Origin of the sequence: Nonomuraea sp. JJY05, assembly GCF_043496855.1 — a bacterium.
Lineage (GTDB): Bacteria > Actinomycetota > Actinomycetes > Streptosporangiales > Streptosporangiaceae > Nonomuraea.
This window is the reverse complement of sequence record NZ_JBIEIS010000022.1, coordinates 120,153-133,585: the sequence shown is the minus strand read 5'-3', so window position 1 is coordinate 133,585 and position 13,433 is coordinate 120,153. Positions and strand designations below refer to the sequence as shown.

The 13,433-nt window shown below is 71.4% G+C and carries 13 protein-coding genes; 6 read left to right on the top strand and 7 right to left on the bottom strand.

Annotated elements, in window-relative coordinates; all coding sequences use genetic code 11:
- Positions 1 to 15 precede the first annotated feature (15 nt).
- A complete protein-coding gene (locus ACFKCF_RS32360; protein ID WP_394499049.1) occupies positions 16 to 2,421 on the bottom strand; it encodes a beta-glucosidase family protein in 2,406 nt (801 codons plus the stop codon).
- On the bottom strand, positions 2,418 to 3,011 hold the full coding sequence (locus tag ACFKCF_RS32355; RefSeq protein WP_394499102.1) for a TetR/AcrR family transcriptional regulator: 594 nt from the start codon (positions 3,009 to 3,011) through the stop codon (positions 2,418 to 2,420). Before ACFKCF_RS32355 ends, ACFKCF_RS32360 begins: the two co-directional genes overlap by 4 nt.
- A gap of 100 nt (positions 3,012 to 3,111) precedes the next feature.
- Between ACFKCF_RS32355 and ACFKCF_RS32350 the strand changes: the two genes are divergently transcribed.
- The 4 genes from ACFKCF_RS32350 (at position 3,112) to ACFKCF_RS32335 (ending at position 7,384) form a co-directional block, all read left to right on the top strand.
- Entirely contained in the window at positions 3,112 to 4,611 is a 1,500-nt protein-coding gene (locus ACFKCF_RS32350) for a sulfatase-like hydrolase/transferase (protein ID WP_394499048.1), read from the top strand.
- 177 nt (positions 4,612 to 4,788) lie between these two features.
- Positions 4,789 to 5,628, top strand: coding sequence for a GNAT family N-acetyltransferase (locus ACFKCF_RS32345; protein WP_394499047.1), 840 nt, complete (start codon positions 4,789 to 4,791; stop codon positions 5,626 to 5,628).
- 170 nt (positions 5,629 to 5,798) lie between these two features.
- Positions 5,799 to 6,428 (top strand): hypothetical protein, encoded by a 630-nt coding sequence (locus ACFKCF_RS32340; RefSeq protein ID WP_394499046.1) that lies wholly within the window; start codon positions 5,799 to 5,801, stop codon positions 6,426 to 6,428.
- A gap of 536 nt (positions 6,429 to 6,964) precedes the next feature.
- A complete protein-coding gene (locus ACFKCF_RS32335) occupies positions 6,965 to 7,384 on the top strand; it encodes a RidA family protein (RefSeq protein ID WP_394499045.1) in 420 nt (139 codons plus the stop codon).
- 78 nt (positions 7,385 to 7,462) lie between these two features.
- Here the strand turns inward: ACFKCF_RS32335 and ACFKCF_RS32330 are convergent, their stop codons facing one another.
- From ACFKCF_RS32330 to ACFKCF_RS32310, 5 genes are all read right to left on the bottom strand, one after another.
- Positions 7,463 to 8,269, bottom strand: coding sequence for a LuxR C-terminal-related transcriptional regulator (locus ACFKCF_RS32330; protein ID WP_394499043.1), 807 nt, complete (start codon positions 8,267 to 8,269; stop codon positions 7,463 to 7,465).
- A 118-nt stretch (positions 8,270 to 8,387) separates the two neighbouring features.
- A complete protein-coding gene (locus ACFKCF_RS32325) occupies positions 8,388 to 9,218 on the bottom strand; it encodes an ABC transporter permease (protein ID WP_394499042.1) in 831 nt (276 codons plus the stop codon).
- Positions 9,208 to 10,047, bottom strand: coding sequence for an ABC transporter ATP-binding protein (locus ACFKCF_RS32320; RefSeq protein ID WP_394499041.1), 840 nt, complete (start codon positions 10,045 to 10,047; stop codon positions 9,208 to 9,210). The genes ACFKCF_RS32325 and ACFKCF_RS32320 overlap by 11 nt, the downstream gene beginning before the upstream one ends.
- A complete protein-coding gene (locus ACFKCF_RS32315) occupies positions 10,044 to 10,499 on the bottom strand; it encodes a MarR family winged helix-turn-helix transcriptional regulator (protein WP_394499040.1) in 456 nt (151 codons plus the stop codon). The genes ACFKCF_RS32320 and ACFKCF_RS32315 overlap by 4 nt, the downstream gene beginning before the upstream one ends.
- Before the next feature lie 67 nt (positions 10,500 to 10,566).
- Complete coding sequence (locus ACFKCF_RS32310) at positions 10,567 to 11,163, bottom strand: helix-turn-helix domain-containing protein (protein WP_394499039.1); 597 nt, start codon at positions 11,161 to 11,163, stop codon at positions 10,567 to 10,569.
- 98 nt (positions 11,164 to 11,261) lie between these two features.
- Here ACFKCF_RS32310 and ACFKCF_RS32305 point away from each other — a divergent pair, with 98 nt between their 5' ends.
- Both ACFKCF_RS32305 and ACFKCF_RS32300 read left to right on the top strand, forming a co-directional pair.
- On the top strand, positions 11,262 to 11,897 hold the full coding sequence (locus ACFKCF_RS32305) for a class I SAM-dependent methyltransferase (protein ID WP_394499038.1): 636 nt from the start codon (positions 11,262 to 11,264) through the stop codon (positions 11,895 to 11,897).
- A 22-nt stretch (positions 11,898 to 11,919) separates the two neighbouring features.
- Complete coding sequence (locus ACFKCF_RS32300; RefSeq protein WP_394499037.1) at positions 11,920 to 13,431, top strand: MFS transporter; 1,512 nt, start codon at positions 11,920 to 11,922, stop codon at positions 13,429 to 13,431.
- Positions 13,432 to 13,433 lie beyond the last annotated feature (2 nt).

Below are 13,433 nucleotides of genomic sequence, written 5' to 3'. Positions count from 1 at the left end.
GGAAGACCCGGTTGATCACTCCTCGTGAACCTTGATCGACGTCGTGCCACGGATGTCCGCGCAGGAGAATCCGATGGAGACTTCGAACGTTCCAGGCTCGACCGCCCAGTCGTGCCGTGCCGTGTCCCAGTGCTGGAAGGCCTGGGGCGGCAGCGGAATCTCGGCGGTGAGCGTTTCGCCGGGTTCGCCGCGCACGACGGCGAAACCGGCCAGCCAGCGGGCGGGGCGGTCGACGCTCGACCCGGGCCGCGCCAGGTAGACCTGCAGCACCTGCTTGCCCGGCCGCGAACCGGTGTTGCGCACGGAGACCCGTACGGCCGTGTCCGGTCCGCCGTGGACGTCGACGAGCTCCCAGGACGTGTAGCCGACGCCGTGCCCGAACGGGTACGCGGGCTCGACCCCGGCGCGCAGCCACGCCCGGTAGCCGACGTGGACGCCTTCGCCGTACTCCAGCCGGCCGCCGGCGGGCGCCGTGTCGAGCACCGGCACGTCCTCGCCGCGGGCCGGCCACGTCATCGGCAACCTGCCGCCGGGCTCGGCGTGACCGAGGAGCACGTCCGCCAGCGCGGCGCCGGACTCCTGGCCGCCGAACCACGTCACGAGCACCGCCGCGACGTCATCGCGCCACGGCAGCAGCACGGGGGCGCCGGCGTTGACCACGACGACGGTGTTCGGGTTCTCCGCGGCGACCGCCCGCACCAGGTCGTCCTGCCCGTCGGGCAGCGACAGGTCCGCCCGGTCGAAGCCTTCGCTCTCGGTCTGCGAGCTGGTGCCGACCACGACGATCGCGACGTCCGCGGCCCTGGCCTGCTCGCGGGCAACGGCGAGCTCCTCCGCAGCGGAGCGCCGCGGCGGACGGGAGCGGATCGCGACGGCCGAGCCGGCCTTCGGCATCCGCTGCCGCAGCAGCACGTCGACCGGCCTGCCTGCTTCGAGCGGCACGTCGAACGTGCGCAGGGGCGGCGTGAGGATCTCCGCGCCCGGGCCGTCGTGCGACGGCCGCACGTCGTCGTCCAGCAGGGTCTCGCCGTCCGCGGCGAACACGATCCGGCCCGCCCCGCTGAGGCCGAGCTGCCACGTGCCCGACACGTCCGGGACGATCCGGGTGGTCAGCTCGACCGTGGTGGCCCCCGCGGGGACATCGGCGCCGAGCCGTACGAGAGCGGCGCTCTGACGATCCTCGCGCGCCACCTCGGCGCCCGCGTCGTCGAGCCAGCGGATCAGCACGGGCGAGCCGAGCATCTCCGGCGGCACCGGGGCGGGGTCGCCCTCGAGGTAGCTGCCGGCGGTGTAGGTCACCTGGACGCCGGGGGGCAGCGTGGCCACGAGCCCGTCCAGCGGGGACACGACGTGGGTCGGCCGCACTTCGGCGCTGCCGCCGCCCTGGATGCGCGGGCTGCCGGCCAGCTCGCCGAACACGGCGACGCGGCGCAGGCGCTCCGGCGCGAGCGGCAGCAGGTCGCCGGAGTTGTGCAGCAGCACGGTCGCGTCCGCGCCGGCCGCGTGCAGCTCGCGGCGTACGTCGACGGTGACCGGCGTACGGGTCACCGGCACCGAGTCGAGGGCGCCGAGCCGGGCGGCGAGCCGCAGCAGGTTCTTCACCTTCGCGTCCACCGCGGCCTCGCTGACCAGGCCGTCGGTGACGGCCTGCACCAGCGCGGCGCCCCACGGCCCGCCGGGGCCCGGCATGGTGAGGTCGAGGCCCGCCGAGGCGGCTGCCACCGAGCGGGTGGCGTGCCAGTCGGACATGACGAGCCCGTCGAAGCCCCAGTCTTCGCGCAGCGGGCTGTCGAGCAGCTCGTGCTCGGTCATCGCGGTCCCGTTGACGGCGTTGTACGAGGCCATGACCAGCCACGGCCGTTCGTTACGGACGATGTGCTCGAACGGGGCGAGATACACCTCGCGCAGCGTGCGCTCGTCGAGGCGGATGTCGACGGTGGCGCGTTCGGTCTCGGAGTCGTTGGCGACGTAGTGCTTCACGGTCGCCGCCACGCCGTGCCTCTGGAGCGTTCCGACCAGCGCGCCGGCGAGCCGGGCGGTCAGGAACGGATCCTCCGACCACCACTCGAAATGCCGGCCGGCGAGCGGGCTGCGCTGGAGGTTCGCCGTGGGGCCCAGCACCACGTCGACGTCCTTGCGGGTGGCCTCCGCGGCGAGCACGCGCCCGGCGGCGGCGGCGCGGTCGACGTCCCAGCTCGCCGCGATCGCGGTCGGGCACGGCAGGCACGCGGACGGGGAGCCGTTGTCCCATGCCGGGCCGCGCACTCCGGCGGGCCCGTCCGACACGTTGATCGGGCGCAGCCCGACGGCCTGCTCGGCGTACGTGCGCCAGTGGGACTCCCCCGTCAGCAGCCGCACCTTCCGCGGCAGGTCGAGCTTGCCGACCAGGGCGTCGAGGTGCTCCTCGAGTCCGTCGTTCACCGGTCCTCCTTGATGATGAGTCGCTCGAGGTAGGCGGCCATGCGTCCGGGGAGGTCCATGGTGGGGTCGAGCAGCCACTGGATCTGGAGCCCGTCCATCACGGCGATCATCTCGCCGGCCAGGACGACCGGGTCGAGCGCGGCGGGAAGCCGGCGCAGCTCCTGGTCCCGGCGGATGCGCTCGGCCACGCGCTCGCGGACCCGGGCGTAGCGGCGCAGGAAGAACTCGCGGGCGGGGTGGCCCGGCTCGATGCTCTCCGCGGACTCCACGGCGTACAGGCGCATCGCCGTCGGGTCCTCGACGTTGTGGCGGCACAGCGAGATCAGCGCGTCCACGACGGACATCTCCTGGAACATCGCGTCCATGTGGTCCCGGCTGTCCTCGTCACGCCGTTCGAGGGCCGCGAGCAGCAGCTCTTCCTTGTTCTTGAAGTGGTGGATCAGGCCGGGCTGGGAGATGCCGACCCGGGCCGCGATGTCGGCGAGCGAAACACCCCGGTAACCGCTGTCGCCGAACATCTCGGTGGCGACCCTGAGGATCTCCTCCCGCCGCACCCCTGGCGGCCTGCGGTTACGCACCGACGGTGCCACTCCTGACAAGAGATTCTCCTTGTGTTTCGCGGTTTCGGCAGACCTTACCGAGTACTCGGTAAGGTACGCTACCCCCCAATTCAGTAACGGGAGGATGACCATGGCGTATCGCCCGAATTTCCTGGTGGTGGTCGCGGACCAGCTGAGGGCCGACGCGGTGGGCGCCTTCGGAAACCCGTCCGCGCGCACTCCGAACCTCGACCGCCTCGCCGCGACCGGCACCGCCTTCACCAACGCCTACGCGCAGCACCCGGTGTGCTCTCCCAGCCGCGCGTCGTTCCTGTCCGGCTGGTATCCGCACACGGCGGGGCACCGCACGTTCGGGACGCCGCTGCGCGCCGACGAGCCGAACTTCCTGCGCACGCTCAAGGAGAGCGGCTACCACGTGGCCTGGGCCGGGGATCGCGGCGACACGTTCGGGCCCGGCGCCACCGAGCTGAGCGTCCACGAGCACGGCTTCGGCACGCGGCCGACCAGCGGCCGATGGGCCGGTGGCAGCAGGCCGGCCACCGAGCTCCCCCGGTTGGGGTCCGACGTCGATCCGGACCTGTGGGACCGCCTCTACTACCACGGTCGCGTGGCCGACGACGGCGACATCGACTTCGACGAGGCCGCCGTACGCACCGCCGAGGATTGGCTGGCCGCCCCGCCGGACGAGCCGTGGGTGCTGTTCGCGCCGCTGGTCGCGCCGCACTGCCCGTTCCGTGCCCCCGAACCGTGGTTCTCCCTGCACGATCGCGACTCCGTGGGCGATCCCGTGTCGGGCAGCGGCCCGGAACCCGCCTACCTGCAGGGGATCCGCGACTACTACGGCACGGACCGCGCGACGCCGGAGGTGTGGCGGGAGCTCCGGGCCACCTATCAGGGCATGGTCTCGCGGCTGGACTCCCATGTCGGCCGCCTGCTCGACGGCGTGCGCCGTGCGGGCGCGGCCGAACGTACGGTGACGGTGTTCTTCTCCGACCACGGCGAGTACCTCGGCGACTTCGGCGTGGTCGAGAAGTGGCCGTCGGCGCTGCACAGCTGCATCACCCGCGACCCGCTGATCGTCAGCGGTGGCGGGCTGCCGGCGCACGGCGCGGTCGATGCCATGGTGGAGCTGATCGACGTCTTCCCGACCGTGCTCGATCTCGCCGGGGTCGAGCCGGGGCATCACCACTTCGGCCGCAGTCTGCTCCCGGTGCTGCACGACCCCGCCGCGGGGCACCGCGAGTACGCGTTCAGCGAAGGCGGCTTCCTCGTCGAGGAGGAGCCGAAGTTCGAGCGCAGCGGCTTTCCGTACGACCGCAAGACGGCCCTGCAGCACGAGCGGCCGATGACCGTGGGCAAGGCCGCCGCCGTCCGGGACGGACGCTGGACGTACGTGTGGCGCCTGTACGAGCCCGCCGAGCTCTACGACCGGTCGGCCGACCCGCACGAGGCCCACAACCTCGCCGGGCGCCCCGACCTCGCCGAAGTCGAGGCCCGGCTGTCCGGCGTGCTGCTGCGCTGGCTGGTGGAGACCGCGGACACCCTGCCGGAGCAGGCCGACGACCGGATGCCCGACGTCGACCTCCCCGTCCCGGGCGCCCGCTCGCGCAAGGCCGGATCCGCACGATGAGGGGAACACCGTCGCCTGGCAGGAAGCGCCGGACCTCGGACGGCACGGCATGAGCGGCCGGGGGCCCGCCGCGGGCGAAGTCGTCCAAGTCGCCTCCACGACACTGCCCTTCGAGGTACGAAGGACATGGACGGCGCCGGCCTACAAGGAGTTCACCGTGGAGAAGAGGAGCCGACGATGACCATCGAGTGGGCCGCGCTGTCGCCCGCGGACATACCGGCGATCGCCGATCTCGCCCGGCGGTGCGTGGCGCACGACGGCGGGCTCCAGGCGACCGCGTCCCCGTCCTTCCTGGAACGCAGGTACGCCGCGGGAACGACGGTGGGCGCCTTCGCCGACGGGCGTTTGGTGGCGTGCGGGGCCGTGCGCCCCGTGGGCGAGGCGTCGGCGGCGACCGGCCTGGTGGATCCGGGCCACCGGGGGCTGGGGCTGGGGTCGAGCCTGCTGGACCGCCTGCTCGGGGAGGTGGGACCGGTCCGGCTGGAGACGGAGTCGGTGACCCCGCAGGCGCACGCGCTCTTCCTCTCGCGCGGGCTGCGGCAGACCTTCGCCGAGGACGTCTACCGCCGTGACCTGACCCGGCCGCTCCCTGCCGTCCCTCTGCCGCCGGAGCTGGAGATCGAGGAATGGTCGCAGGACACCGAAGGGGCCTTCTACGAGGCCTACTCCGCGTCGTTCGCCGACCGTCCCGGCTTCCCCGGCTGGTCGCGGGAGGAGTGGGTCGGCTGGCTGGTCGACGACGAGTTCCTGCCCGGTTGTTCCCTGGTGGCGCGCGAAGCGGGCGGGGTCGCCGGCTTCGTGGCGTGCGCGGAAGGGTTCCTGATCCAGGTCGGCGCCGTGCCCGGGTGGCGGCGGCGCGGCCTGGCCAGGGCCCTCGCGGCGGAGGCGCTCGATCGCATGCGCACCCGCGGGGCGACGGAGGTCTTCCTGGACGTCAACGTCAACAACCCGGCCTCGGCCGCGCTCTTCCGCGGCCTCGGATTCGAGGTGATCGCCCGCCGGGCCCGCTACGAATGATCCACCCGTTTCCGGCCGGACACTGAGCCGCGTTACGGGGCGTCGGCGCGGGCCCGCGGGTCGTCCTCTCCCCCGGCAGCCGGCTCTCCCCTGCTACCCGTCATGACCGATGACCAGGTAGAACGAGTGGCCATAGGCTCAGGGCCGGACGTCGATCTCGGAGGAGCGAAGTGGCTGGTCAGCGGGTGGAGGGCGGGGCGGAGGACGCAGGCACGGCCGGACGCGGCGGGAGCTTCGCGCGTGCGGTGACCGAGATGTTCGCTCCGCAGTACGTGGGGATCGCCATGCCTCCGGTGGCCGGGCTGTCAGCCGAGGGCTGGACGGGCCTGGCATGGGGGTTGCTCGCCGCTGCGGTGTGCGCGGGGGTGCCCGCGGTTGTGATCGCGGTGGGCGTGCGGCGAGGCCGGCTCGACTCGATTCACCTGGTCGAGCGGAAGTCGCGGAAAGGGCCGATGCTGATCGGGCTCGCCGCGGTGCTGGTGGGCCTGACCGCGCTGGCGCTGCTGGACGCGCCCCGTGTGGTGGTGGCGTCGGTGGCCGTGATGCTGGCCTGGGTGTTGGTGATGGGGCCGATCACGCTGGTGTGGAAGATCAGCTTCCACACGGGGGTGTCGGCCGGCACCGCCGTCGTGCTCGCGTACGTGCTTCCTGCGGTGCCGGTCCTGGTGGTGGGCGCGGTGGTGGTGGCGGTGATCGGGTGGGCCCGGGTCCAGGTGTCGCACCACACGGCGGCGCAGGCGCTCGCGGGCGCCGCCGTGGGGGCGGCGGCGGCCTGGGCGACGCTCGCGATGATGCTTTAGGCGGTTTCGTGCATCGAGGTGGCGGGTGCTCCGCAGACACTGTCCCACTCGGCGGGGCTGGACGGCGGGGCATCGGCGTGCTCTTCCGTAGGTGGCGGTTCGGGGCGACCATCTGGTGGTGAGTCGTGATGGGAGTCTTCCGCCTGAGCGCTTCCGGTCGCCCGCTGGTTGGCGGCCGCCAGCTGGGGGGCGGCCTGGTTGGGATTGGATGCCGCCTGGGGGGTGGTCGGCCCTGCTTGGAGTTGGCGTCCTGGTGGGTGAGGGTTCTGTATCGGGTCCCGTTTGTTGATCGTGTTGCCCATGTGCGCATGTGGGAGCAGAGTGCCTGGATCGTGACGCCTGCCGACCAGATCGGCCTTCGCCCAGAGGCCGGGCCAGGGCCAACAGGCGCGGGGCCGCCCCGAATGGGGAAGTGAGCGTTCCGCCCCCGTTGGATGGCCTTCTTGCTGCGAACGCGACTCGACCGCAGCCGGCCCTGATACATCATGATCGAGTAAGGATGGTCGGGCATGCGTCCCGTCAGCACGAGGAGTCACATGGCAAACGGCTTCAACCCTTCAGGAATCTGGGCGCCGAACGGGCGGGCGTTTTCACAAGGCGTCATCCAGGGCGCGGGGGAGGTTGTCCACGTCACCGGACAGGTCGCCTGGGACGAGCACGGCGAGGTGATCGGCGCGGGTGACATTGAGGCGCAGATGGAGAAGAGCATTGACAACGTCCGCCGCATCCTCGCCGCCGTCGGCGGTCGGCTGGACGACATCGTCTCGATGACGATCTACTTTCTGCGCCGTGAGGATCTGTCGACGATCCAGCAAGTGCGGTCCCGGCATTTCTCACCTGGCTCCGCCCCCGCCAGTGTGTTGATTCAGGTACCCGGACTGGTTCTGCCGGAGTTCCTGGTGGAGCTCGTACCGATCGCCGTAATACCTCTGGAGCGGTTCGTTCACCCATCCTAGGGCTGTACTGGAAGAAGATCCTCCTCGACGAGGACAAAGGGGGCAAGATCGGCATGGCGGCCTGAGCCCGGCCCGCCCTCACCCGCTCTCACGTAGGTAGGTCAGCACGGCCAGGACACGGCGGTGGCCTTCATCTGGGTGCAGACCGAGTTTGCCCATGATGTTGCTGATGTGTTTGCTGATCGCGGCCTGTCCGATGACCAGGCTCTGTCCAATGGCGATGTTCGACTTACCCTCGGCCATGAGGGCGAGCACTTCCCGCTCTCTGGGGGTCAGGCGGAGCAGGGGGTCGCGGCGGTGGCGCAGAAGTTGACGTACCACCTCGGGGTCCAGGACCGTTCCGCCGTCAGCGACCTGGCGGATCGCCTCGAAGAACTCCGTGAGGTGGCCGATGCGGTCCTTGAGCAAGTAGCCCACGCCGCAGCCGCCGTCGGAGTCGAGCAGTTCGGCCGCGTACGTCCGTTGTACGTACTGGCTCAGCGCCAGGACGGGGGCGCCGGGGCGGTGCTGGCGTACCTGCGGGGCGGCGCGCAGTCCTTCGTCGGAGAAGCCGGGCGGCATGCGGACGTCGGTGATGAGCACGTCAGGCTGGTGCCGGTCAGCCAGGCCGATCAGTCCGGTGCCCGCGGCCGGGTCAGCGCCGCCGGCGCCGTCGTCGGTCACCTGCAGGGCCAAGATGTCGCCGATCAGGCGGCAGGTCAGTTCGGCCCGATCGGCGCCGCTGTGCCTGTCGACGTTGGTCAGTGCCTCGGTGGCGGCGAAGTAGACGGCGGACTCGACGGCGGGCGGCAGTCGCCGGGGCAGGTCGGTGCTCACCTTCACGGGTACGGCGCAGCGATCGGCGAGATCGGCCAGCGCCGGCCCCAGCCCGTGATCGGCGAGCACCTTGGAGTGGATGTTGCGGATCAGTTCCCGAAGCTCCGACAGGGCCGCGAAAGCGTGTTCCTGTGCGCGGTCGAGTGCGGACGCACGTGCGGTCCTACCGGGCTGCCGCGCCGGCTGGTCACCGTGCCAGCCGGCCCAGCAGCAGGGACGCCGCCGTGATGCCGATCGCCGTGGCCGCGAAGAGCACCGCGAAGTCCAGCGGCAGGTGCGAGGGGACGCCGAGCAGCAGCCCGCGCAGCGCGTCGACCTGATAGCTGAGCGGATTGACCGCGCTCATGTACTGCAGCCAGTCCGGCATGGCCGTGGTCGGGTAGAGCGCGTTGGACGCGAAGAACAGCGGCATCGTGATCGCCTGCCCGATGCCCATCAGCCGGTCGCGAGTCAGGACGATCCCGGCGATCGTCACCGACAGGCACGAGAAGAACGCCGAGCCGAGCAGCACGGCCACGATCACGCCGGCCAGGCGCACCGGGTTCCAGGTCATGCTCACGCCCAGGAGCGCGGCGATGAGCATCACGACCACCGCCTGGATCATCGCCTTCACGCCGGCGGCGAACGCCTTGCCGGTGACCAGCGCGGCTCGCGGGGTGGGCGTGACCAGGAGCTTGGTCAGGACCCCCGAGTCGCGCTCCCAGATGATCTGGATGCCGTAGAAGATGGCGATGAACATCGTGGACTGGGCGATGATCCCGGGGGCCAGATAGTCCAGGTAGGGGATGCCGTCGCTGGGGATCAGCTTGATGCGGGTGAACGTCTCACCGAAGATCAGCAGCCACAGGGCGGGCTGGATCGCGCGGGTGTACAGCTCGGTGCGGTCGTGGCGCAGCTTCTGCAGCTCCACCACGCACATCGCGGCGACCCTGGCGGGCAGCACGCGCCACCCCGTACGGGCGCGCGGCGGAACGAGCAGCAGGCCGAGGTCGCCCGCGCCGGTGCTGTCAGCCGACACGGGAGGCGGTGTTGCGGGTACGGCGGACATCGCGGAACTCCCCTCCTCCTTCGTCGAGGCCGCTTCCGGCGACGTCGCGGAACACGTCCTCCAGCGTTGGGACCGAGCCGTCACCGCGCCGCTCGCGCAGGTCGGCGATGAGCCGCTCGGGGGTGCCGAGCGCCCGTACGCGTCCCTTGTGCATGAGCGCGACCCGGTCGCAGTACTGCTCGGCCTCGTCCATGTAGTGCGTGGTGACCAGGACGGTCATCCCGGTGGCGGCGCGCACCGCCATGATGTGCTCCCAGACGCTGGTGCGGGCGATGGGGTCGAGCCCGATCGTCGGTTCGTCCAGCATGAGCAGGCGCGGCGCGCTGACCAGGGCCTGGGCGAGTTCGAGGCGGCGTACCATGCCACCGGAGTAGGTGCCGGCCATCCGGTCGGCGGCGTCGGCGAGCCCGACCGCCTCCAGCGCCTGGCCGACCCGGCCCGCGCGTTCGCGCCGGGGGACGTCGAACACGCGGGCGAACAGCGAGACGTTCTCGCGGCCCGTGAGGCTCGCGTCCGCCGACAGCTGCTGGGGAACGTAGCCGAGCAGGCGGCGCACCGCCATCTTCTCGGTGGCCGCGTCGTACCCGAAAACCCGCACCATCCCGGACGGGACGGGCAGCAGCGTGGTCACGCACCGGATGGCGGTGGTCTTGCCGGCCCCGTTGGGGCCGAGCAGACCGAACACCTCTCCGGAGGCGACCGTCAGGTCGACGCCGTCGACGGCCCTGGTCTGGCCGAACGAGTAGCGCAGGCCGGAACAGGCGACCGCGTCACCCGTCGTCGGAGTATCGTCCCTCATGCCGTCCCCACCTCCTCATGCAGGCCCTCGGCGAGCCTGCGCAGCGCCGGGAGCGCGGCGGTCAGCGCGGCCCGGTCCTCCTCACTGAGCCGTTCCACCTGCTCGCGGACGAGCGCCGCGCGCCGCTCCTCCCAGGCGCGCAGCCGAGCCTCCGCCTCCGGGGTGGGCAGCAACCGGGCGGAACGGCGGTCGTCGTCGCTGGTCTCGCGGCGCAGCAGCCCGGCGGTCGTGAGCTGGTTGACCAGCGTGGACACCGAGTTTCCGGCCAGGTACAGCTCCTTGGCCGCCGCCGAGACCCCGATGCCGGGGTTGGCGGAGACCAGCCGCAGCAGCTCGACCTGGGCACCGCGCAACCGCGGCCCGGTCAGCCCCTGGCGCAGCCTGCGCCGCAGAAGCCGCTGGATACCGGTCAGGACGCCCGCGAGAGCGTCGGGAAGTTCAGTGCTGCCCATACCCAAAAGATTAGCTCTGTTCACGAGCTAATGTGAAGTGCCCAGCTCAGCACTGTCTGAAGCCGGCTTACTCGGCCGGGCTCTGTCTCGGGGCCGCACGGACGTGCGCGCGCTCGCCTTGTTTCCCGATGAGGCTCAGGAACTCGACGGGGCCGGCGCTGGTGGCCCCGAACCAGTGCGGTGTACGCGTGTCGAACTCAGCGGCCTCCCCCGGCTTGAGGATGAGATCGTGCTCCCCGAGCACAAGGCGGAGCGTTCCGTTGAGGACGAAGACCCAGTCGTAGCCCTCGTGGGTGCGCAGGTCGGGTTCGGCGTCGTCGCTTCCGGCCGGGAGGAGGAACTTGTAGGCCTGGATTCCGCCGGGCCTACGGGTCAGCGGCAGGATGGTCGAGCCGTCGCCGCACGGAATGGGACGCAGATTGATGCGGGGGTCGCCGGTCGGCGGCGCGTCGACGAGCTCGTCGAGGGTGACCCCGTAGGCGCGAGCGAGGGGAAGCAGCTGCTCGAGCGTGGGCCGTCGCAGGCCCGCCTCGAGCCGGGACAAGGTGCTGGTGGAGATGCCGGTCTCCGCCGCGAGGTCGGCGAGCGTGACGTCCCGTTGCAGCCGAAGGCGCTTCAGCCTCGGTCCGACGGCGTCAAGGGTGCGGTCAATGATCTCATCCACCCTCTGATTTTGCCATTCGGCAACAAGGTTTGCGCATCCGCCTGCTCTGTCAGCACCATGACCGGCGAAGAGTTCATCGCGAACGAGAGGGACGACCTGTGACGTACGAATTCGACAAGGACTTCTGGGAGCGGCACTGGCAAGAGGGGCGAGCCGGGAGCGCCGGATCCATGGGCGGCAACCCGCCGAACCCGTACCTCGCTCGTGAGACCAGCGGCCTGGCACCGGGCACGGCACTCGATGCGGGATGCGGCGCCGGTGCCGAGGCGATCTGGCTCGCCTCCCGCGGCTGGCACGTCACCGCGGCCGACATCTCGTCCGAGGCCCTTGCCCGCGCCGCCGAGCGCGCGGCGACGAGCGGGGGCGCCGAGCACTTGCGGTGGGTTGAGGCGGATCTGAGCGTCTGGACTCCGGACGCGCAGTTCGACCTGGTCATGACCCACTACGCCCACCCGGCGATGCCCCAGTTGGAGTTCTACGACCGCATCGCCGGGTGGGTGGCTCCCGGCGGCACGCTGCTCATCGTGGGACACCTGCACACCCCGGGCTCCACCGGCCACGGGCACCATCCCCCCGCCGAAGCGTCGGCCACCTCCGCGGCCATCACCGCGCGCATGGACGACATGGAGTGGGAGATCAACACCGCCGAAGAGCGCCTGCGCACGCTCACCGGCGGCGGCGGCCGAGCGGTCCCCCTCCACGACGTCGTCGTGCGCGCCACGCGCCGCCGGTAATCCCTTGCTTGAAAGGAATCCCATGAGTACGAACCCCACCATCCAGGACCCACGCCAACGACGCATGACCTTGGCCGGGGTCTGCGTCGCGCTCATGGCGGTCATCGCTTCGGTGTCCGGGCTGAACGTCGCCCAGCCGGAGCTCGCCGTCGCGTTCGACGCCTCGCAGACCGAGGTCTTGTGGTTCATCAACATCTACACGATCAGCCTGGCCGCGCTGCTCCTGCCGCTCGGCGCGATGGGCGACCGGTGGGGCCGCCGGCCGGTGCTGCTCGCGGGCCTGCTCGTCTTCGGGACGGCGAGCGCGGCGGCCGGCCTTGCCACGTCGTCCGAGATCATGCTCGCCGCGCGCCTCCTCAGCGGCGTGGGCGCGGCGATGATCATGCCGGCCACCCTCGCCGTCATCACCTCGACCTTCCCGGACGGGGAACGTTCCAGGGCGATCGGTGTGTGGACCGGCGTCGCCGGCGGTGGAGGCATCCTGGGGATGTACCTGTCGGCCGTCCTGGTCGACCTGGCGAACTGGCGGTGGCTGTTCGTCCTGCCGGTCGTGCTCGTCGTCGTCGCCGCCGTCATGACGCTGCGATCCGTGCCGGACTCGCGAGAGGCGTCAGGCGACGGGTTCGACGCCGTCGGCTCGCTGTCGTCCGTGGTCGCGGTGGTCGGGCTCGTCTTCTTCCTCCACGAGGGCCCCGAGCAGGGCTGGACGGCTCCCGCGACGCTACTGGGCCTCCTCGTCGGCGTCGTCGCCGCTGTCGGATTCGTGGCATGGGAGCTGCGCGTACGGGCTCCGCTCCTCGATGTAAGCCTGTTCCGCGAGCGAGGTCTCGCGAGCGGTTCCGTGTCGCTCTTGACGGTCTTCGGCGTACAGGCGGGGATCTTCGTGGTCCTCTTCCCGTACTTTCAGGCGGTGCTCGGCTGGTCCGGCCTTCGCTCCACCCTGGCGCTCATGCCGATGGCGCTGCTGATGATGCTCGCCTCCGGCCTCGCCCCGCGGATGGCCGCGCGCATCGGCAGCCGCTCGACGATGGCCTCGGGGATCCTCCTGGGCGGCGCGGGGCTGGCCCTCATGGCCGCCTTCGTCTCCGTCGACGGCGGCTACCTCTCGATCCTGCCGGGCATGCTCGCCATGGGGCTCGGCATGGGGTTGACGATGACGCCCTCCACCGAGGCCATCACCACCGCCTTGCCGCGTGAGCGTCAAGGCGTGGCGTCCGCGCTCAACGACGTCACCCGGGAGTTCGGCACCGCGCTCGGTGTCGCGCTGCTCGGAGCGGTCCTGACCGCCGGATACCGCGCCGCCGTCGACTCCCGGCTCGACGGGGTGCCGGACGCCGCCGCCGACACCGCCCGCGAGGGCATCGCCAACGCCCTCGCGGCCGCCGAGGGGGCCGGCTCCCAGGCGCAGGCGCTGATCCGAGCCGCCCAGGAGTCCTTCGTCGCCGGCTGGCAGCAGGCCATGTGGGCGGGCGCGGTGGCGATGACGGTGCTGTTCGTCTACGTGCTCGTGCGAGGTCCGCGCTCGGCTGCCTGACC